Consider the following 20305-nt stretch of genomic DNA (forward strand, 5'->3'; position numbering starts at 1 on the left):
TGCCCTAATTAATTTTTGTATTGATAAATAGGAATATGACTTTGACTACTGAAAAGAAAATGATGAATATCACTGAAATTCAGGAGCTTCTTCCTCACCGTTACCCTTTTCTGCTGATTGATCGCGTAACGGATTATGAAGAAGGTAAATACCTGATTGGCCTTAAGAATGTTTCAGTGAATGAACCTCAGTTCACCGGTCATTTTCCCCAGCTTCCAGTCTTTCCTGGTGTACTGATCCTTGAAGCCATGGCACAGGCAACCGGCCTGCTGGCATTCAAAACCTTCGGTGCGCCAAAAGAAAACGAGCTGTACTACTTTGCCAGCATCGACAACGCAAAATTCCGTAAACCAGTGGGTCCTGGCGACCAGCTGATGATCGAAGTGGAATTCGTTAAAGAGCGTCGCGGTATCGCCCTGTTCAATGGCGTTGCGAAAGTTGACGGTGAAGTGGTGTGTTCAGCTGAACTGAAATGTGCACGCAGAGAATTTTAATATGATCCACGAAACGGCACAAATCCACCCGGCAGCGGTGGTCGAAGACGGCGCAGTGATTGGCGCTCATGTCACGGTTGGGCCATTTACTTACATTACCGCCGGCGTCACCATTGGTGAAGGCACGGAAGTGATGTCGCATGTTGTGATCAAAGGCAACACAGTAATCGGCAAAGACAACCGCATTTTCCCGCATGCTGTCATTGGTGAAGAGAACCAGGACAAGAAGTACGGCGGTGAAGATACGCGCGTTATCATCGGTGACCGTAACGTCATTCGTGAAGCAGTCCAGATCCACCGAGGTACCACGCAGGATAAACACGAAACCGTGGTCGGCAACGACAACCTGTTGTGTGTCAATGCGCACATTGCGCACGATGTGATTGTGGGTAACCACACACACATTGGTAACAACGCCATTCTGGGCGGTCACGTGACTGTGCATGATTACGCAGGTGTCATGGCTCTGTCGGCGATTCACCCGTTCTGCTCAGTTGGCGCTTATGCCTACATCGGCGGCTGTTCTGCCGTGGTTCAGGATGTGCCGGCTTACGTGCTGGCGCAGGGTAACCATGCGTCTCCGTTTGGTCTTAACCTGGTTGGTCTTAAGCGTAACGGCTTTGAAAAAGCAGAAATTCGTGCTTTGCAAAAAGCGTACAAAGAGATCTACCGCGCCGGTAAGACTCAGGCTGAAGCCCTGGTTGTATTGAAAGAGATGGCGGCTGAGTGGTCATCTGTACAGCGCTTTGTTGACCTGCTGGAGAGCTCTGAGCGTGGCATTATCCGCTAAGCTCGGCTAATCCAATGATGGAAAAAGATCGTCCGCCTGTCGGACGGTCTTTTTGTGTTTTATAGCCCAGCGTGTTTTGTGCATCGTGTTTTTTGGACAGCCGCTTTTTTCGTAAAGTTGCGGTCCAAAATGCACAAGTTAGTTTTATAGAGGATATTCGGCGTGAAAAAACCACTACGTATCGGCATTGTGGCAGGTGAGCTATCCGGTGATACCCTGGGTGAGGGCTTCATCAAAGCCGTTAAAGCCCGCTATCCGGATGCCGAGTTTGTCGGCATTGGTGGTCCGAAGATGATGGCCCAAGGCTGTCAGTCTCTGTTTGACATGGAAGAGCTGGCCGTGATGGGGCTGGTGGAAGTGCTTGGACGTCTGCCACGTCTGCTTAAAGTCAAAGCGGAGCTGGTTAAGTATTTTACCACCAATCCGCCGGATGTGTTTGTCGGGATTGATGCGCCGGATTTCAATCTGCGCCTTGAGCTCGATCTTAAGCAGGCCGGGATCAAAACTGTGCACTACGTCAGTCCGTCGGTCTGGGCCTGGCGCCAGAAGCGCATCTTTAAAATTGCGGCTGCGACGAATCTGGTACTGGCGTTTCTGCCGTTTGAAAAAGCTTTCTACGATAAATTCAATGTGCCGTGTGAGTTTATTGGTCATACCCTGGCGGATGCGATTCCTTTCCAGAGTGATCAGCAGGCGGCGCAGCAACTGTTGGGCCTTGATCCGACGCAGCGCTGGCTGGCTGTCCTGCCGGGCAGCCGGGGCAGTGAGATGAAAATGCTGGCCGAGCCGTTTATCCGCACCTGTCAGCGTTTGCAGCAGAGTTATCCGGACCTTGGTTTTGTTGTCGCCCTGGTCAATCAGAAACGGCGTGAACAATTTGAAGCCGCCTGGCAGGCGATAGCACCTGAACTTAATTTTGTTCTGGTCGATGATACCGCGCGTAATGTGATTACGGCATCCGATGTGGTCTTGTTGGCGTCGGGGACGGTCGCGCTGGAGTGCATGCTGCTCAAACGCCCTATGGTAGTGGGTTACCGGGTCAATGCCATTACGGCATTTCTGGCTAAACGACTGCTCAAAACCAAGTACGTTTCGCTGCCGAATATTCTTGCCGAGCAGGAGCTGGTCAAAGAGCTGCTGCAGGATGACTGCAGCGTCGATAACCTCTACCGCGAAGTCAGTCAGTTACTCGACAGCGACAACCGGGTGATGCTGGACAAATTTGACCAGATGCACCACTGGATCCGTAAAGACGCGGACAAACAGGCGGCGCAGGCCGTGCTGGCTCTTATTCAACAGTAATAAAAGCATTCAACACTAATTACACAATCCAACACTTCAGGCTCAGAGCAGATTATGGCGAAAAAACCGCAACAAGAACTTCCTCCGTATCAGATCCCGGCGGGTTTCCATTGTATTGCCGGCGTGGATGAAGTCGGGCGCGGCCCGCTGGTCGGCGATGTGGTGACCGCGGCGGTCATTCTCGATCCTAATAATCCGATTGCCGGACTCAACGACTCGAAGAAATTGTCGGAGAAAAAGCGTCTGGCGTTGCTGCCGGAAATCCAACAAAAAGCGCTGGCCTGGTCGGTCGGTCGTTGCAGCCCGCAGGAAATCGACGAGCTGAATATTTTCCAGGCCACTATGCTGGCAATGCAGCGGGCCGTCGAAGGATTGGCATTACAGCCCGACCTGGTGCTGGTCGACGGCAATAAAATCCCGGTGCTGCCCATGGCGGCTGAAGCCGTGGTCAAAGGTGACTTACGCGTGGCGCAGATCAGTGCCGCGTCGATCATTGCTAAAGTGGTGCGCGATCAGGAGATGGAAGAGCTGGATAAAGCCTATCCCGAATTTGGTTTTGCCCAGCACAAAGGTTATCCGACCAAGGCCCACTTTGCCGCAATTGAGCAACATGGCGTGATTGCCGAGCACCGGCGCAGTTTCGGCCCGGTCAAACGGGCTCTTGGCCTCGGCTAGCCAACGGCTGAGGCAGGAATAAGCCCTGTATCTCAGCACAGATTTACGTAAAATAAGCGCCAGTTAAATTTATCAGTACCCCAGGACAGAATTAAATGTCAGACCCAAAGTTTATCCACTTACGTGTTCACAGTGATTTCTCCATGGTTGACGGCCTGTCAAAAGTGCCGCCGCTGGTGAAAAAAGTGGCAGCAATGGGCATGCCGGCAATGGCCCTGACCGACTTCACCAACTTATGTGGTCTGGTGAAATTCTATGGCACTGCGCATGGCTGTGGTATCAAGCCGATTGTCGGCGCTGACTTTGCCGTGCGTTCTGACGAGTTTGGCGATGAGCTGACCCGCATTACTGTCCTGGCCAAAAATAATCAAGGCTACAAAAATCTGACCCTGCTGATCTCCGACGCGTATCTGCGTGGTCATGTACAGCACCAGCCGGTGATTGATAAAGAGTGGCTGGTGAAATATTCCGAAGGCCTGATCCTGCTGTCCGGTGCGAAAAGCGGTGATATCGGCCGTGCGCTACTGAAAGGCAATCAGGCCCTGGTGGAGAAATGCGTCGAGTTTTACCAGACCCATTTTGCTGACCATTTTTATCTTGAACTGGTACGTACCGGACGTGCCGATGAAGAGAGTTATCTGCATTTTGCCCTTGAACTGGCTGAACAGACCGACCTGCCGGTAGTGGCGACCAACGACGTGGTATTTCTTGAACCGGAACAGTTCGATGCCCATGAAATCCGGGTCGCGATTCACGATGGTTACACCTTAGAAGACCCGCGCCGGCCAAAGAACTACAGCGCGCAACAGTATCTGCGCAGTGAAGAAGAGATGTGCAATCTGTTTGCCGATATTCCGGAAGCGCTGGAAAACAGTGTCGAGATTGCCAAGCGTTGTAACGTGACCGTGCGTCTGGGCGAATATTTCCTGCCGGCATTCCCGACCGAGGGGATGCTGGAAACCGAATTCCTGGTCAAAAAGTCTCAGCAAGGTCTCGAAGAGCGTCTGGAATTCCTGTTTCCGGATCCTGCCGTGAGAGCCGAGCGTCGCCCGGCTTATGATGAGCGTCTGGAGATCGAGCTGCAGGTGATCAACCAGATGGGATTCCCGGGTTACTTCCTGATCGTAATGGAGTTCATCCAGTGGTCGAAAGATAATGATATTCCGGTAGGCCCGGGGCGGGGCTCAGGTGCCGGTTCTCTGGTGGCTTACGCACTGAAAATCACCGATTTGGATCCGCTTGAATACGATTTGCTGTTCGAACGCTTCCTTAACCCGGAGCGGGTATCCATGCCCGATTTCGACGTCGATTTCTGTATGGATAAGCGCGATCTGGTGATCGATCACGTGGCGGAAATGTACGGTCGTGATGCGGTATCACAGATCATCACCTTTGGTACCATGGCGGCGAAAGCGGTAATTCGCGATGTGGGCCGGGTGCTGGGCCACCCGTTTGGTTTTGTCGATCGCATCTCGAAAATGATCCCGCCAGATCCTGGTATGACGCTGGAAAAAGCGTTTAAAGCCGAACCAGCTTTGCCGGAGCTGTACGAAGCCGACGAAGAAGTTAAAGAACTGATCGATATGTGTCGCATTCTGGAAGGGTGTACACGTAACGCCGGTAAACACGCGGGCGGGGTGGTGATTTCCCCGACCTCGATTACCGATTTCGCGCCTTTGTATTGTGATGCCGAAGGCCACCATCCGGTGACTCAGTTTGACAAGAACGACGTCGAATATGCCGGTCTGGTTAAGTTTGACTTCCTTGGCCTGCGTACCCTGACCATCATCGACTGGGCGCTGGGGCTGATTAACCCGCGGCGTGAAAAAGCCGGTGAGGCGCCGGTGCGTATCGAGTCAATTCCGCTGGCGGATCCGGCCTCGTTCCGGGTATTGCAAAACTCAGAAACCACCGCGGTATTCCAGCTCGAATCGCGCGGGATGAAAGAGCTGATTAAACGTCTGCAGCCGGACTGTTTTGAAGACATCATCGCACTGGTTGCTCTGTTTCGCCCCGGCCCGCTGCAATCGGGCATGGTAGATAACTTTATCGACCGTAAGCATGGTCGTGAAGCCATTTCCTATCCGGATGAAAAATGGCAGCACGAGTCGCTGAAAGAGATCCTGGAGCCGACCTACGGCATCATTCTCTATCAGGAACAGGTGATGCAGATCGCCCAGGTTCTGGCTGGCTACACCCTGGGTGGTGCGGACATGCTGCGCCGGGCGATGGGTAAGAAAAAGCCGGAAGAGATGGCCAAACAGCGGGCTATTTTCCAGTCAGGCGCTGAAAATAACGGTGTTGACGGCGAACTGGCAATGAAAATCTTCGATCTGGTGGAAAAATTTGCCGGATACGGGTTTAACAAATCGCACTCAGCCGCCTATGCTTTAGTATCGTACCAGACGCTATGGCTCAAAACTCACTACCCGGCCGAGTTCATGGCAGCGGTCATGACCGCGGATATGGACAACACCGAGAAAGTGGTTGGTCTGGTCGATGAGTGCATGCGCATGGGGCTGACCGTGCTGCCACCGGACATCAACTCCGGTCTGTACCGGTTTAACGTCGATGATGCCGGCGCGATTGTCTATGGTATCGGGGCGATTAAAGGTGTTGGTGAAGGCCCGATTGAAGCGATTCTTGAAGCGCGTAGTCAGGGCGGTTATTTTAAGGATCTGTTTGATTTCTGCGCGCGGATTGACCTGAAAAAAGTCAACAAACGGGTGATTGAGAAGCTGATTCTGGCCGGTGCGATGGACCGCCTCGGGCCGCATCGCGCAGCGCTGATGGCCTCATTAAGCGATGCGGTGAAATCAGCCAGTCAGCATCACCAGGCCGAAGCGTTTGGTCAGACCGATATGTTTGGTGTCCTGACCGATGCGCCGGAAGAGGTGGAGCAGAAATACACTCAGGTCGATGAATGGCCGGAAAAAGTGTGGCTGGAAGGGGAACGCGAGACATTGGGTCTTTACCTGACGGGGCATCCGATTAATGCTTACCTGAAGGAACTCAATAAGTACACCAGTTGTCGATTGAATGAGGCCACGCCAACCCGACGCGATCAGTCGGTGACTGTGGCCGGTCTGGTCATCGCAGCACGGGTCATGACCACCAAACGCGGTAACCGGATTGGTATCATGACGATTGATGATCGTAGTGGCCGGATGGAAGTGATGTTATTTTCCGATGCGCTGGATCGCTATGCAGATTTGTTAGAAACAGATAAAATTTTGGTCATTTCCGGACAGGTCAGCTTTGATGACTTCAACGGTGGCCTTAAAATGTCGGCGCGCGAAGTCATGGACTTGGGCAGCGCGCGTGAAAAATATGCCCGAGGCTTGTCGGTTTCGATTGAGCAATCGCAGATCAATGAGCAGTTTTTTGAGCGCTTTAGTCACATCTTAGAGCCTCACCGAGCAGGGACTGTCCCTGTCAATGTATACTACCAGCGCCCAGATGCGCGAGCACGCCTGACGTTAGGCACCGAGTGGCGTGTCACTCCAAGCGATACATTGTTAGACGAATTAAAACAGTTGCTTGGCAAAGACCAGGTAGAACTCGAATTTAACTAAAATTCAGCTGCGCCAGTGCGAGCTGAGTAAAAAAGGATCGGTAGATGAGCCTAAATTTTCTAGAATTTGAAAAACCTATTGTAGAACTTGAAGCTAAGATTCAGGCGCTACGTGATGTTTCCCGTCACGGCGGCGATACTTCAGTCGATCTGGAAAAAGAGATTGAACAGCTAGAAAAGAAAAGCCTGGAGCTTAAAAAGAAAATCTTCAGTGACTTAGGTGCATGGCAAGTGGCGCAGATGGCGCGTCATCCGCAGCGTCCTTACACTCTGGATTACATCGAAAACGTATTCACAGAGTTCGACGAACTGGCTGGTGACCGTGCCTTTGCTGATGATAAAGCGATTGTCGGTGGTATGGCTCGTCTGGACGGCCGTCCGGTGATGGTGATTGGTCACCAGAAAGGTCGTGAGACGCGTGAAAAAGTGAAACGTAACTTCGGTATGCCAAAACCGGAAGGTTACCGTAAAGCGCTGCGTCTGATGGAGATGGCTGAGCGTTTCAACATGCCAATCATCACCTTCATCGATACAGCAGGTGCGTACCCTGGCGTGGGCGCAGAAGAGCGTGGCCAGTCTGAAGCGATTGCGAAAAACCTCAAAGTGATGGCAGGCCTGACGGTACCGGTTATCTGTAACGTTGTCGGTGAAGGTGGTTCAGGTGGCGCACTGGCAATCGGTGTCGGTGACTACGTCAACATGCTGCAATATTCAACGTACTCGGTGATTTCACCAGAAGGTTGTGCCTCGATTCTGTGGCGTGATTCAGACAAAGCCCCTCAGGCTGCAGAAGCGATGGGCCTGGTTGCTCCTCGTCTGAAAGAGCTTGAGCTGATTGATGAAATCATTGAAGAGCCACTGGGTGGCGCGCATCGTGACCACGTCAAGACCGCTGCTAACATGAAAGCGACGCTGTTGCGTCAGCTGGAAGATCTGGAAAAGCTGGATCAAGAGTCTCTGCTTGAGCGCCGCTACCAGCGTCTGATGAGCTACGGTTACTGCTGATTAGCTACGATTACGCCTGATGAGCATCCTGCTCGGGGCAATAATGACAAAAGGTCGGACTCAGTCCGGCCTTTTTGCTTTTAAGTCAATCAAATAACCTGGTGGCTTATGCTGCCTGAGCGTGGCTTTGTGTATATACTGGAGCAGAGACACACGCTTTGCTTTCCCTGTTCGATTAAAGAGTCATGATGGATTTATACGCTCATTTCAGTCATTCCCTGAGTCAGCATCCGGCCCGGCACTATGTGCTCGCGTTGAGTGGTGGCGTTGACTCGCGGGTCATGCTGGAACTGCTGGCACGTTACCGCTCGCAGCACGGCATCCTCATCTCAGCGGTGCATGTGCATCATGGCCTCAGTGCTAATGCCGATCAGTGGGCTGAGCAGTGCCAGGCTTGGTGTGATGTGTTAGCGGTTCCCTTACGCGTTGAGCGGGTCAACCTCGATACAACCCAGGGTGACAGTATTGAACAGCTGGCGCGCGAGGCGCGCTATACGGCGCTGGCCGGGTATATTGACCAACACAGTTGTCTGCTGCTGGGCCAGCACAGTGATGATCAACTGGAAACCTTCTTACTGGCACTTAAGCGCGGTAGCGGTCCGAAAGGACTGGCTTCAATGCCGCGCAGTGCTGTTTTTGGCCAAGGCCGGTTGCTGAGACCTCTGCTCACTGTCGCCAGGAGCGATATAGAAGCGTTTGCTGCGCAGCAGCAGTTAGCCTGGGTCGAAGATGAGAGTAATCTCGATACCCGCTATGAGCGTAATTTTCTCCGTCATGAGGTGACGCCGCTGCTCACTCAGCGCTGGCCCTCGATTCGCCAGGCGGTGCAGCGCAGTGCTGAGCTGTGTGCCGAGCAGGAAAGCGTACTGGCCGAATTACTCGCCGATGCTCTGCTGCAAGCGGTGCAGGCCGACGGAAGCCTGGCTATTGAAAGCCTGACCAGACACAGTGCTGCGGTGCGGCGGCAATTGCTGCGCGCCTGGCTGGACCGACATGGGGTGAATATGCCAAGCCGCATCCAGACAGATATCATCTGGGATGAAGTGGCGCAGGCCGAGCAGGATGCGAATCCTAAGCTAAAATTAGGGCTGCATCATATCCGGCGTTTTAATCGCCGTTTATATTGTGTTGGCCTGCAGGCCGATGTCTCTGCCTGGAGTCGGCAGATTAAGCCCGACCAGGTACTTGATTTACCGGATGATATAGGGCAACTTGTGCTACGTGTTGCACCTGGGGGTAACTTGCGTATTCCCGCCGAACCGGAGCATTTACGGGTTATTTTTGAGCCACAGGGATTATCAGCCTGTCCGGTAGGAAGAGCCGGGTCACGCAAACTGAAAAAGCTGTTTCAGGAGTATCAGATTCCGAGTTGGCAGCGACGGAGGATACCAATACTTATGTATCAGCAACAGGTTGTTGCTGTGGCCGGTCTGTTTGTGGAGCGTGATTTCAGTGGTACCGATGCTGAACTGCTCTGGCAACAGTAATCCCTTTATGTCACAACATCGTATCGAGCAATACAAATAACAATATGGAAAGAAGGGCAAGCAATGAAGAAAATTACTATGGGAATGATGTTAGGTTTGAGCCTGCTGGCGGGCAATGCATTGGCTGCCGGTGATGCAGCGGCAGGAAAAACCAAAGCGTCAGTGTGCGCAGCGTGTCACGGCGCAGATGGTATTGCGGTAATTCCGGGCTATCCGAACCTGAAAGGACAGAGCGAGCAATACATCATCAATGCACTGAATGCATACAAAAACAAAGAGCGTACTGGCGGCAATGCTATGATTATGCAGCCTCAGGCATCGATGCTGAGCGATGCGGATATTGCCAACCTGGCGGCTTATTACGCCAGCCTGTAATGGTATCTATCCCTCAGTTTGAGACACAGCCCGAGCTTCGCTCGGGCTTTTTATTGATTGTTTACAACGGCTAGCAGATAATATTGCTATCAAAGAGAAGTTTAAGGGATGAACATGAAAAAAATCGAAGCCATTATCAAGCCATTTAAACTCGATGATGTTCGTGAAGCTCTGGCTGAAGTCGGTATTACCGGTATGACGGTCTCTGAAGTGAAAGGGTTTGGCCGTCAGAAAGGCCATACCGAGCTGTACCGCGGCGCTGAGTACATGGTCGATTTCCTGCCGAAAGTGAAACTGGAAATTGTCGTGACAGAAGATGTAGCAGACCGTTGTGTTGAAACCATCATCGAAACCGCTCAAACCGGCAAAATTGGTGATGGTAAGATCTTCATTACTGAAGTGGAGCGCGTTGTGCGTATCCGTACTGGCGAAGAAGACGAAGACGCGGTTTAACCCCTGCGGGTAAATGTCATGCTTACTTGAATCGTTGAATAAGGAGCTCAGGCTCCTTATTTTTTTGCCCGTGAAATGTGCGTAAAGTGCACTGAGAGCCGTGCAGGCTTGTCGCGTGATTTGCGCAGTGCTATGGTGCTGCTAATGTCTGACAGGATCAATTGTGATGAAAAAACGCCTTGTAGTCTGGGGGCTGCTGCTGGCTGTTTTGCTGGTGCCAGGCAGCTTTGCAGTCCTGTTTTCAGTGCCAGATAAGCCACAGTTAACCCAAGCTGATCCCCTTACCGAAGCGTTGCCACAGCAATGCTCTCAGTACCCGGCCCACGATTATCTCGACCAGAATGGTACGCTGAAACTGGTGGTATGGAACATTTACAAGCAGAACCGGCCAGAATGGCAACCGGTGTTGCAGGAGTTGAGTGCGAATGCGAATTTACTCCTGTTGCAGGAGGCGAGTATGAGCGGTGAATTGCATGCCTGGTTGCAGCAAAAGCGCTGGCAGGCCAATCAGGTCAATGCGTTTGAGGTACTTGGCGAGCCAGCGGGCGTGCTGAATGCTGCACGTGTAGCGCCGCAACAGGTGTGCGCCTTTACCGCGCTGGAACCCTGGTTAAGGCTGCCTAAATCAGCCTTATACGCCCTGTATCCACTCAGCTCAGGCCAGAGCCTGGCCCTGGTCAATTTGCATGCGATTAACTTTACCTTAGGTACCGCAGAGTATCAGGCTCAGATTGAGCAACTGCTCGGTCAGCTTCAGCAGCATCAGGGGCCGGTTATCGTCGCCGGTGATTTTAACAGCTGGAGTGAGGAGCGGACGGCATGGCTCAGTCAGGCAATGACGGCAAACGGGTTACAGGAAGTGCACTTTAATCCCGATCAACGGGTCCGTTTTATTAACGGTTTGCCACTCGATCACGTGTTTTTTAAACAGCTCAGTCTGAAAACGGCAGAGGCGCCCGTTTCGGACGCCTCTGATCATAACCCTTTGCTGGTGACATTTACCTTGAGCGAGTAAAGGGCGGCAATAAGGATTAACTTAAGCCGATAAATAGGGCCCAGATCAGGTAAAACGCCAGCCAGGGCAGAGTTGCAATCACCAGCACCTGACCGCGTTCAAGCTGAGTCCAGGTGCCGACCGCGGTATAGCCCAGCACGATATACCAGGGCAGCAGCAGCGGGAAAGCGCCGGCAAACTGAGCCCAGTCGCTGGTCAGTGGCAGTTTAATCAGGCCATTGAGGCTATTGAGGTCGGCGGCGTAGTTCATCACTTGACCGTGCTTAAGTAACAGACTGACGTAACTGGCTAAATCACCAATGACGGCCGGAAACAGCACCACGCTGCTGGCGGCAAACCATTTCCAGTAGCCCATCTGTGGCGCGACGGGTTTTGTTGCCAGACGAAACCACAATGCCAGGGTCAGAATGGTCAGAGTCCGCCCCACCAGATCGCTGATGATTTCACTGGCCATCAGGGGATCAGGCTGCAGCAATTCCAGCTGCGTCGGACTGGCGCTGGTCAGCTGTGCTTGCAGAGCCTGTCTCAGCCACTCAAAGTTAACGTTATCGAAGTACGCCCCCCAGAACAGAAACGGCGTAATCATTAACACCAGATAGGTTTGCCAGCCCCACAGACTGCGCTGGTAGAGGGCGGCAAAACAGTCGCTCGGTGAACGGAAAATATCCACCAGCATGATCAAAGGATTACCTGAAGGTGTCATACCGTAACCTTAGTAACATCGACATACAATTTCAGTTTCTGGCCCGGACGCAGGTATTTCTGATTTGACAGTTCATTCCACTGCACAATATCGCGTGTTTTGACACTGAAGCGCGAAGCGATGCCACTCAGAGTGTCACCACTGCGCACCTGATAAAATACGGTGCGGATGATGGCGCCGTCGCTGCTGTCTTTCCAGATCACCAGTTTTTGTCCCACCCGTAAGGTATCGCGCGGGCCCATGCCATTCCATTTGGCTAGTGCCTGATGCGACACATTGTTTGCTCGTGCGATGGTCCACAGGCTCTCGCCGGAATGCACGGTATGGGTCAGCTTGTACTGGCCGCGGGCCAAAGACTGAGTCTTGGCCAGACGGTTGCTGGCACTCAACGCATACGCTTTTTCATCTTTGACTGACGTCGGCACCATCAGGTGTTGGCCGACGCGAATCGAGGTGCCGGACAGGCTATTGGCGGTTTGCAGAACTTTGGTGGTGGTGTTATAGCGATTGGCTATCACGCTCAGGGTATCACCGCTTTTCACCTGATAACGAATCAGTTTCATCCCTTTGCCTTTATTGGCCGCCACTTGCTGCTCAAAGCGCGTGACTTTATCGACCGGGATCAGCAGTTGATGCGGCCCGTTGGGCGCCGTGGCCCACTGGTTAAACGCCGGGTTATAGCTTTGCAGTTCTTTGACGCTGATACCGGCATACTGGGCCGCAATCGCGAGGTCGAGCTGCTCTTTCGGATCAACCAGCTTCAGTACCGGTTGGTTGGCAATCGGCGGCAGCTCGATACCGTATTTTTCCTGGTTGGCGATGATATCAGCCAGAGCCAGTAATTTAGGCACATAACCGCTGGTTTCTTTCGGCAGATCAAGTGAGAAGAAATCGGTCGGCTTGCCATGACGGACGTTTTTACGCATCGCCTGAGACACCCGGCCGCCGCCACTGTTATACGCAGCGATCGCGTTATACCAGTTGCCATCAAAGCGCTTACCCAGCACGGTCAGGTAATCCAGTGCCGCGTCGGTGGCAGCATCTACGTCCCGGCGTCCGTCGTACCAGAAATTTTGTTTCAGGCCGTACATCTTGCCGGTCGCGGGGATAAACTGCCACAGCCCGGCCGCACTGCCGTGGGAGTAAGCAAATGCATCGAATGAGCTTTCCACCACGGGCAGCAGAGCCAGTTCGAGTGGCAGATGACGCTGTTCGATTTTCTCGGTAATTAAATGCAGGAAAGGTTTGGCCCGCTCGGCGACAATCGCTAAATGGCCCGGATGTTTGAGATACCAGGTGCGGTAGTAGTTGACGGTTTCATCATCCGGAATCGGCAGCGACAGCTGCATAGCGATGCGCTGCCACACGTCATCCTGCTCCTGAGGGGGGAACCACCTTAGGGGCTTTTAGCGTCGTTTTGGATGGGGCTGGCGGCACGGTCATCTGGGCAGATGCTGTGCTCTTTTCCCTGTTTTCTGATGTATCTTGACTCAAAGGCTGGGTAGTTTGGCATCCGGCAAGTAGCAGTGCAATTACCCAGCTGAATTGTACTCGCATGTAAGACAGCCTTTTTTATCGTTGGCTGCTGATAATACTTTCCGTATTAATCCCGTGACAAGCAAGAATACGTCAAAATTCGTTCTTCCATTCACGTAATGCGCTAAATACCGACAACGCATCCGTTTGCTCGGTACGATTGGTCACTGACTTCATGACGCTTGAAGCCTGTGTGCGCAAGAAAGGATTGACCCATTTCTCCCGTTGCAGGGTGGTCGGCAGGGTCGATTTGCCTTGGCCGCGCAGACGGATGACTTCATCACGATAAATTTGTAACTGTTCGTTATCGGGCTCGACGGCCATGGCAAAAGCGATGTTACTGGCGGTGTATTCGTGTGCGCAGTACACCTCGGTTTCATCCGGCAGGCTGGTGAGTTTGTTCAGTGAAGTGAACATCTGTTCCATCGTGCCTTCAAACACCCGTCCGCAGCCGGCAGAAAACAGCACGTCACCACAAAACAGCTTGCCGTCGCCCACATAACCGATATGGCCCAGCGTATGGCCCGGTAAATCAAGCACCATAAAACGTTCATCAAACAGTTCAATTTGATCGCCGCCGTCGACCGGGTGGGTCAGGGTCGGAATCGGCTCTTTGGATGGGCCGACGACATCAACGTGTGGAAACTGACGCACCAGTTCAGGCACTCCGCCAATGTGGTCATGGTGGTGGTGGGTGATAAGGATGGCATCCAGAACCAGTTCATGCTGAGCCAGGTAGGCAAGCACCGGGGCGGCATCGCCCGGATCGACCACCGCACAACGCTGATCGCTATTTTTAATCAGCCAGATGTAATTATCATTAAATGCGGGTATGCTTTTGATATGTAACATGAGTTATCTCCAGTCACCTTGGTGAAGCGAGTTAGCAATGAAACCAGCACGCAGTGAAAAAAAACTTGAGACACCGCATTCGTGGTCTCAAATGAAAAATGGCCAGTGGGTCTGTGAGTCGATTCAAACCCGGCTTGATGAGTGGTGCCCGAAACTGTTTGGCTATCATATGTTGAAACTGGGTGGCTTGAGCTGCGAACTTGCCAGTTGTAACTGTAATATTCAACACCAAGTTCATCTCGATATCCAGAACCCATTGCATAATGTGATCGCCGACAGTGGTGAATTACCATTTTTGGAACGCAGTATTGATGCCGTGATTGTGACCCATCAACTGGACTACTGTAACGACCCGCACCGGATGTTACGTGAGGTAGACCGGGTTTTGATTGATGATGGCTACATCATTCTGACTGGCTTTAACCCGCTCAGCCTGACCGGGCTGGCCAGTTTTTTGCCTTGGCGTAAGCGCAGCCTGCCGTGGAGTGGACGTATGTTTACTCCAAACCGGATTAAAGATTGGCTTGGGGTGCTTAATTATCAGGTGGTTGAGTGCGATCAGTATGCGTTGTTTCCGATGCTGAAATATCGTCCGCTATGGACCTGGCTGGAAAACGGCCTTGGTGACTACGGGCGTGCCTTTGGCAGTCTGTATTTCATCGTGGCGCGCAAGCGTACCTATCCGCTTAAGCCGATTAAGCCCCACTGGCGCTTCAAACGTCGTTTGTCACCAGTCGGAGTCAATTACCGGGTTAAGTCTCAGTCCAAACAGATGTCTGAGCAGAAGTAACGCCTGAGTCGTTTCTACCTCAAACATCGAATTCGACAACGCTTAGCCCGGTAATATGAGGTGCATCAACCGATCTGCAACATCAGCTTGGTTGATAACCGGTATCTTCTTCGGTTGGATTTTCAGCCGCAGTGCGTGCCAGTTCGTCGCACATTTCGTTTTCGCGGTGACCGGCATGGCCTTTTACCCAGTGCCATTCCACTTTATGGCGGGCGGTTTCTTTGTCCAGTGCCTGCCATAAATCGGCATTTTTAACCGGTTTTTTATCGGCCGTTTTCCAGCCGCGCTTTTTCCAGTTATGAATCCACTGGGTGATGCCCTGACGCACATACTGGCTGTCGGTGGTCAGTTGCACCTCGCAGGGCTCTTTCAGGGTTTGCAGCGCGACCACGGCCGCCAGCATTTCCATCCGGTTATTGGTGGTGAGGCGATAACCTTTGGCAAGGGTTTTTTCCACTTGTTTATAGCGCATAACGACCCCGTAGCCACCCGGGCCCGGATTGCCTAAACAAGAACCGTCAGTGAAAATTTCCACCTGTTTCTTCATGATTTGATACTATTGGGTTTGGCACACAATTGGCATAGTCTGACATATAAATCCTCATGAATACTAGCAACAATTCTGATTACGGTCGCATTGTGGTTCTCGATACCGAAACCACAGGTATGAACCTTGAAGGCGGTCCTCATTACGAAGGGCACAGGATCATCGAAATCGGTGCGGTGGAGATCATCAACCGCAAGCTGACCGGTCGTCATTTCCATGTTTACCTCAAACCGGATCGCGAGATTCAGGCTGAAGCGGTGGAAGTGCATGGTATTACCGATGAATTTCTGGTGGATAAGCCGGAATATAAAGATGTGCATGATGAGTTTCTCGACTTTATCAAAGGCGCTCAGTTGGTCGCACACAACGCGCCCTTCGACGTCGGCTTTATGGATTATGAGTTCAGCAAACTCAATGCTTCGATTGGTAAAACCGAGCAGTACTGCCAGATAACCGATACGCTGGCTATGGCGAAGAAAATCTTCCCGGGCAAACGTAACAACCTGGATATTCTGTGTGAGCGCTACGGTATTGATAACTCACACCGTACTCTGCACGGGGCATTGCTCGATGCCGAGATTTTGGCTGATGTTTATCTGCTGATGACCGGTGGCCAGACGTCGCTGCAATTCTCTGCCGGGTCACAGGAAAATGGCGCTGGTGGCGATAACATCAAACGGGTCAGTGAAAGTCGAAAAGCGCTAAAGGTTTTGCGTGCGACGGCCGATGAAATACAGGCACACCAGGAACGTCTGGATCTTGTTGAAAAAAATGGGGCGTGCCTCTGGCGCCAGTAGGGAGAATCTATGTTTAGAATAGGGTTGGTATTATTCGGATTACTGTTTGGTGTCAGTGCATTTGCCAGCGATGAGTCAACCCTGTCTTTGCTGGATAACCGGTTTCGGGTCGATCCGACTATTTCTCAGATCACCTTTGTGATCTACCGTGAAAACAATTCTCAGCCAGTGGTACTGGTGCGTCCGGATGGTAAAAAGTATTACGCCTGGCGTAAGCCGGACAACGTACGCTGGTACGAAGAACCTTCCATGGACATCATCTCCATTGATCATCCGATGCCGGGCCCCTGGCAGGCGGTGGGGAAGGTATCGCCGAGGAATAATATCAAGCTTATTTCCCACCTTCAGCTCAGCTCGGATGTGTTTCCGAACCGGGTTTATCAGGGGAGGAGATCAAGTTTACTGCCCGCCTGACTTCTGATGGTAAGCCTCTGCTGTTGAGGGACTTTTTGGACCGCGTGAATCTGAAAGTGACCTTTACCAAGTACATCGAAAATGAAGAGTCGTTGCTCAAAGAAGCCCGCCCGCTACCGACCGTAATTGGCGAATTTGCTGATGACGGACAGGGGCTGGATGAGAAGCCTGGCGATGGCGTATTTACGGTCTCGCTGCCGATTTCACCCGACCCGGGTAAGTACCGGGTACGAATCACTTCCGGCAACGGCGTTTTCCTGCGAGCTCAGGAACAGGCAGTGCTGGTGTATCCGTCACCGGTGACCACCACTTTTATCCAGTCTCGAGAGGATGGCCAACCGCACCAACTGGTGGTCAGCGGCGAGCAGGGTATGATTGAGCCGGGATCGCTGGCTGCGCATGTGGAGCATTTCAATGCTGACCAAGAGCAGTTTCTCGCCGAAGGAGTGGCTGCGAAAGATGCACTGAAGGTGACGCTGATGATTCCTAACCGTGAAAAGGTCGGTAACTATTCCTGGCAAGCCAAGTTGTATGCGACGGATTTGGCCAGTCAGCGTGAGCTCTACTTCCCGATTGGCCTGCATACCTACAGCGTTGTTAAAGGGATTGATTTAGCGGCGACCCGCCGCTTACAGGAAGAGGAAGCGGCCGCGAAGCGTAAAATAGAGCAGGAACGTCTTGTGATTCAGATGCGTGAAGAGGCGCGCCAGCGCAGCATCATCTACATTGTGGTGGGTAACCTGTTGGTTTTGCTGCTGATTGTGGTCGGTTGGTTTGTGATGCGCAAATTGCGCGTTGGCAGGGAGCCAAAACCGGAGATGCAGCTCAATGTGCCGAAAAAATAGCCCAGGCCGCAGCTAAGTGATTCACTTAGCTGTGATAGCGTAAACGACCAGTAAATTAAGCGAAGCGGCTTATCAGCCGGCGAAAAGCACGATAAGAAAAAACAGGAGGCTTTGGCCTCCTGTTGGGATTGATACTTTGCTGTTAGCTGCCGACGGTTTCAGGCTGAGCTACGTCTCAGGCGGCATCACCCAGCTGCGGCGAGGTTTTCTCTGCGGCCAGCTCCTGCGGTGCGAAATCATCCACATTGATGGTGGCCAGACGGTGCGCTTCAGCTTCGCTGAGGTGTTTTGCCTGTTCCGGCGTCAGGATATTATGCTGCAGTCCCAGTTTGGCCACTTCATCCAGGCCGGTGAATGGACGACGCTGGTTGAGCGCCTGGCACACTTTATCAAACAGTGGCTCAGCGTCGAGTATCACCCGCAAAGCCAGCTCAATTTTTCCGGCCGGGTTATGCTCGCTCGGCTCCAGGTACTGATTGCGGCCCAGGCGGTCACGGGTGGCACTCGGTGTTTGCACAATTTGCGCCACCTGACTGTCGAGCTTGTCACTGGGCACTTGACGCACCCGGCCAAATGGCAGGATCAGCATTCGCAGTACTCTGCCCAGCAGGCGGTTCGGGAAGTTGGCCAGGAACTCATCGATAGCCACTTCTGCCTGCTGCATACTGTCTTGCAGTCCCCAGTGCACCAGAGGCAGGTCTTCCACTGGCCGGCCGTCATTGTCAAACCGTTTCAGGGTTGCAGAGCTGAGGTAAAGCTGACTGAGAATATCCCCCAGTCGGGCTGACAGGCGCTCTTTACGTTTCAGTGAGCCACCGAGCACTGCCATGGAAATATCAGCCAGCAGCGCCAGGTTGGCACTGTAGCGGTTGAGTTGTTGATAGTAACGTTGGGTCGCATCCCGGACCGGAGCCTGTGAGCCGCGTCCATCGCTCAGACCAAACCAGATACTGCGTACCAGGTTGCTGAGGGTAAAGCTGACATGCCCGGCCAGAGCCTTATCAAATTGGGCTAAAGCGTCCGGCTGATCGGAATACGCCGCTGCCATTTCCTGTAGAACATACGGATGACAACGGATCGCACCCTGACCAAAAATAATCATCGAGCGGGTCAGAATATTGGCCCCTTCGACAGTAATGGCAATCGGGGCGCCCTGATATCCGCGTGCTAGGAAGTTAGAGGGGCCAAGACAGATCCCTTTACCGCCCACGATGTCCATCGCATCGATAATGGCACGCTGACCACGATGGGTGCAGTGATATTTAACGATGGCCGAGATCACCGAAGGTTTTTCCCCGCTATCGATGGCAGCAACGGTCATGTTGCTGGCGGCATCCATCACATAAGCATTACCTGCCAAACGGGCCAGCGGCTCTTCGATACCTTCCATCTGTCCGATAGGCTGTTTGAATTGACGGCGGATACGGGCGTAAGCACCGGTCGCCAGTGCTGCGGTTTTGGTGCCTCCGGTTGAGTTGGATGGCAGGGTAATGCCGCGTCCGACCGACAGACATTCCACCAGCATACGCCAGCCCTGTCCGGCCATTTGCGGCCCCCCGATAATGAAATCGAGCGGCACAAACAGATCACTGGCACGGGTCGGTCCGTTCTGGAACGGAACGTTGAGCGGGAAATGACGGTTGCCAATTTCCACGCCGGGCAGGTCGGTTGGGATCAGGGCACAGGTGATGCCCACTTCTTCTTTGTCGCCTAACAGGCCGTCCGGATCGCGCAGTTTAAACGCCAGGCCAAGGACGGTTGCGACCGGAGCAAGAGTGATATAGCGCTTGTTCCAGGTTAGGCGCATACCCAAAACCTGTTTGCCTTGCCATTCACCGTGACAGACGATACCGAAATCCGGAATTGAACCGGCATCGGAACCGGCCTCTGGGCTGGTCAGAGCAAAGCAGGGGATTTCGCGACCTTCAGCCAGGCGTGGCAGGTAGTATTCTTTTTGCTCTGTGGTGCCGTAATGTTGCAACAGCTCACCGGGTCCCAGGGAGTTAGGGACGCCAACGGTTGAGGAAAGAACCCCTGACACACCGGTCAGTTTTTGCAGCACCAAGCTTTGTGCGTAAGCGGAAAACTCCAGACCGCCATATTGCTTCTTGATGATCATGGCGAAGAATTTATGTTCTTTAAGGTACTGCCACACCTGCGGCGGCAGGTCGGCCAGTTCATGGGTGACCTGGTAGTCACTGACCATGGCGCAGACTTCATTGACCGGCCCATCGAGAAATGCCTGCTCTTCGGCCGACAGTTCAGGCGCCTTGATACGATGCATCTGCTGCCAGTCGGGTTTACCTTTAAATAACTCGGCTTCCCACCATACCGTACCAGCGTCCAAGGCTTCTTTTTCCGTTTGCGACATGGCCGGCAGAACTTTTTTAAAGCCGGCCAACGCTTTGCGCGATACGACAGACTGGCGGACGGCAGGGATTGCCAGTAGGACAACCGCAGCCAGATACAGCGCCCAACTGATGAGACCCAGAGGACCAAACAGCGTGAGGACGAGTAGGGTAACGGTTAGGGCGGCTAAGGCAGTAATGAGTGAGCTACGATGATAGAGGCAGCCGCCGAGAACAACCATCAACCCACAGACAGAGAGCAAGATTTCCATATTTTTATCCTTATTCAGACCGGAGTGTTCG

General features: G+C 52.8%; 16 protein-coding genes and 2 pseudogenes. 13 read left to right on the top strand and 5 right to left on the bottom strand.

Annotation, left to right across the window (positions count from 1 at the left end; all coding sequences use genetic code 11):
* Positions 1 to 62 precede the first annotated feature (62 nt).
* The 10 genes from fabZ to KNV97_RS06710 all read left to right on the top strand — a co-directional run bounded on the left by fabZ (position 63) and on the right by KNV97_RS06710 (position 11170).
* Complete coding sequence (gene fabZ, locus KNV97_RS06665; RefSeq protein WP_206208366.1) at positions 63 to 494, top strand: 3-hydroxyacyl-ACP dehydratase FabZ; 432 nt, start codon at positions 63 to 65, stop codon at positions 492 to 494.
* Position 495: 1 nt separating this feature from the next.
* Positions 496 to 1284, top strand: a complete 789-nt coding sequence (gene lpxA, locus KNV97_RS06670; RefSeq protein ID WP_136482266.1) for an acyl-ACP--UDP-N-acetylglucosamine O-acyltransferase — start codon at positions 496 to 498, stop codon at positions 1282 to 1284.
* Positions 1285 to 1446: 162 nt separating this feature from the next.
* On the top strand, positions 1447 to 2586 hold the full coding sequence (gene lpxB, locus KNV97_RS06675; RefSeq protein WP_136482268.1) for a lipid-A-disaccharide synthase: 1140 nt from the start codon (positions 1447 to 1449) through the stop codon (positions 2584 to 2586).
* A 54-nt stretch (positions 2587 to 2640) separates the two neighbouring features.
* The gene (gene rnhB / locus KNV97_RS06680; RefSeq protein ID WP_136482270.1) at positions 2641 to 3261 is read left to right on the top strand and encodes a ribonuclease HII; all 621 of its coding nucleotides are present in this window, start codon (positions 2641 to 2643) and stop codon (positions 3259 to 3261) included.
* Positions 3262 to 3356: 95 nt separating this feature from the next.
* Entirely contained in the window at positions 3357 to 6836 is a 3480-nt protein-coding gene (gene dnaE / locus KNV97_RS06685) for a DNA polymerase III subunit alpha (RefSeq protein WP_136482272.1), read from the top strand.
* 44 nt (positions 6837 to 6880) lie between these two features.
* Complete coding sequence (accA, locus tag KNV97_RS06690) at positions 6881 to 7840, top strand: acetyl-CoA carboxylase carboxyl transferase subunit alpha (RefSeq protein ID WP_218562766.1); 960 nt, start codon at positions 6881 to 6883, stop codon at positions 7838 to 7840.
* 185 nt (positions 7841 to 8025) lie between these two features.
* Positions 8026 to 9327, top strand: coding sequence for a tRNA lysidine(34) synthetase TilS (gene tilS, locus KNV97_RS06695; RefSeq protein WP_218562767.1), 1302 nt, complete (start codon positions 8026 to 8028; stop codon positions 9325 to 9327).
* A 63-nt stretch (positions 9328 to 9390) separates the two neighbouring features.
* Entirely contained in the window at positions 9391 to 9702 is a 312-nt protein-coding gene (locus KNV97_RS06700) for a c-type cytochrome (protein WP_218562768.1), read from the top strand.
* Positions 9703 to 9816: 114 nt separating this feature from the next.
* On the top strand, positions 9817 to 10155 hold the full coding sequence (gene glnB / locus KNV97_RS06705; RefSeq protein WP_168796919.1) for a nitrogen regulatory protein P-II: 339 nt from the start codon (positions 9817 to 9819) through the stop codon (positions 10153 to 10155).
* A gap of 166 nt (positions 10156 to 10321) precedes the next feature.
* Positions 10322 to 11170: an endonuclease/exonuclease/phosphatase family protein gene (locus KNV97_RS06710; RefSeq protein ID WP_218562769.1), complete on the top strand. Its 849-nt coding sequence runs from the start codon at positions 10322 to 10324 to the stop codon at positions 11168 to 11170.
* 16 nt (positions 11171 to 11186) lie between these two features.
* On the opposite strand, the gene KNV97_RS06715 is transcribed toward KNV97_RS06710, so the two are convergent.
* The 3 genes and pseudogenes from KNV97_RS06715 to gloB all read right to left on the bottom strand — a co-directional run bounded on the left by KNV97_RS06715 (position 11187) and on the right by gloB (position 14261).
* Positions 11187 to 11873 carry a YIP1 family protein gene (locus KNV97_RS06715; protein WP_136482283.1) on the bottom strand — a complete coding sequence of 229 codons (687 nt, stop codon included), beginning with the start codon at positions 11871 to 11873 and terminating at the stop codon, positions 11187 to 11189.
* Positions 11870 to 13316: pseudogene (locus KNV97_RS06720) on the bottom strand (LysM peptidoglycan-binding domain-containing protein). Before KNV97_RS06720 ends, KNV97_RS06715 begins: the two are co-directional and overlap by 4 nt.
* 186 nt (positions 13317 to 13502) lie before the next feature.
* Positions 13503 to 14261 (bottom strand): hydroxyacylglutathione hydrolase, encoded by a 759-nt coding sequence (gloB, locus tag KNV97_RS06725; RefSeq protein WP_136482287.1) that lies wholly within the window; start codon positions 14259 to 14261, stop codon positions 13503 to 13505.
* A 37-nt stretch (positions 14262 to 14298) separates the two neighbouring features.
* On the opposite strand from gloB, the gene KNV97_RS06730 reads away from it, so the two are divergent.
* Positions 14299 to 15051: a class I SAM-dependent methyltransferase gene (locus KNV97_RS06730; RefSeq protein ID WP_218562770.1), complete on the top strand. Its 753-nt coding sequence runs from the start codon at positions 14299 to 14301 to the stop codon at positions 15049 to 15051.
* A gap of 82 nt (positions 15052 to 15133) precedes the next feature.
* Here the strand turns inward: KNV97_RS06730 and rnhA are convergent, their stop codons facing one another.
* Positions 15134 to 15598 (bottom strand): ribonuclease HI, encoded by a 465-nt coding sequence (rnhA, locus tag KNV97_RS06735; protein WP_136482291.1) that lies wholly within the window; start codon positions 15596 to 15598, stop codon positions 15134 to 15136.
* A 56-nt stretch (positions 15599 to 15654) separates the two neighbouring features.
* On the opposite strand from rnhA, the gene dnaQ reads away from it, so the two are divergent.
* Both dnaQ and KNV97_RS06745 read left to right on the top strand, forming a co-directional pair.
* Positions 15655 to 16395, top strand: a complete 741-nt coding sequence (gene dnaQ, locus KNV97_RS06740) for a DNA polymerase III subunit epsilon (RefSeq protein ID WP_136482293.1) — start codon at positions 15655 to 15657, stop codon at positions 16393 to 16395.
* A gap of 9 nt (positions 16396 to 16404) precedes the next feature.
* Positions 16405 to 17654: pseudogene (locus KNV97_RS06745) on the top strand (TIGR03503 family protein).
* 175 nt (positions 17655 to 17829) lie between these two features.
* Here the strand turns inward: KNV97_RS06745 and fadE are convergent.
* Positions 17830 to 20274, bottom strand: coding sequence for an acyl-CoA dehydrogenase FadE (gene fadE / locus KNV97_RS06750; protein ID WP_218562771.1), 2445 nt, complete (start codon positions 20272 to 20274; stop codon positions 17830 to 17832).
* Positions 20275 to 20305: the final 31 nt, after the last annotated feature.

Source organism: Vibrio ostreae, assembly GCF_019226825.1.
Taxonomy (GTDB): Bacteria; Pseudomonadota; Gammaproteobacteria; order Enterobacterales; family Vibrionaceae; genus Vibrio; species Vibrio ostreae.

Coding starts and splice junctions, on each gene's coding strand:
- fabZ (WP_206208366.1), top strand. CDS start 63: ATGAATATCACTGAAATTCAGGAGCTTCTTCCTCACCGTTACCCTTTT.
- lpxA (WP_136482266.1), top strand. CDS start 496: ATGATCCACGAAACGGCACAAATCCACCCGGCAGCGGTGGTCGAAGAC.
- rnhB (WP_136482270.1), top strand. CDS start 2,641: ATGGCGAAAAAACCGCAACAAGAACTTCCTCCGTATCAGATCCCGGCG.
- dnaE (WP_136482272.1), top strand. CDS start 3,357: ATGTCAGACCCAAAGTTTATCCACTTACGTGTTCACAGTGATTTCTCC.
- accA (WP_218562766.1), top strand. CDS start 6,881: ATGAGCCTAAATTTTCTAGAATTTGAAAAACCTATTGTAGAACTTGAA.
- tilS (WP_218562767.1), top strand. CDS start 8,026: ATGATGGATTTATACGCTCATTTCAGTCATTCCCTGAGTCAGCATCCG.
- KNV97_RS06700 (WP_218562768.1), top strand. CDS start 9,391: ATGAAGAAAATTACTATGGGAATGATGTTAGGTTTGAGCCTGCTGGCG.
- glnB (WP_168796919.1), top strand. CDS start 9,817: ATGAAAAAAATCGAAGCCATTATCAAGCCATTTAAACTCGATGATGTT.
- KNV97_RS06710 (WP_218562769.1), top strand. CDS start 10,322: ATGAAAAAACGCCTTGTAGTCTGGGGGCTGCTGCTGGCTGTTTTGCTG.
- KNV97_RS06715 (WP_136482283.1), bottom strand. CDS start 11,873: ATGACACCTTCAGGTAATCCTTTGATCATGCTGGTGGATATTTTCCGT.
- gloB (WP_136482287.1), bottom strand. CDS start 14,261: ATGTTACATATCAAAAGCATACCCGCATTTAATGATAATTACATCTGG.
- KNV97_RS06730 (WP_218562770.1), top strand. CDS start 14,299: ATGAAACCAGCACGCAGTGAAAAAAAACTTGAGACACCGCATTCGTGG.
- rnhA (WP_136482291.1), bottom strand. CDS start 15,598: ATGAAGAAACAGGTGGAAATTTTCACTGACGGTTCTTGTTTAGGCAAT.
- dnaQ (WP_136482293.1), top strand. CDS start 15,655: ATGAATACTAGCAACAATTCTGATTACGGTCGCATTGTGGTTCTCGAT.
- fadE (WP_218562771.1), bottom strand. CDS start 20,274: ATGGAAATCTTGCTCTCTGTCTGTGGGTTGATGGTTGTTCTCGGCGGC.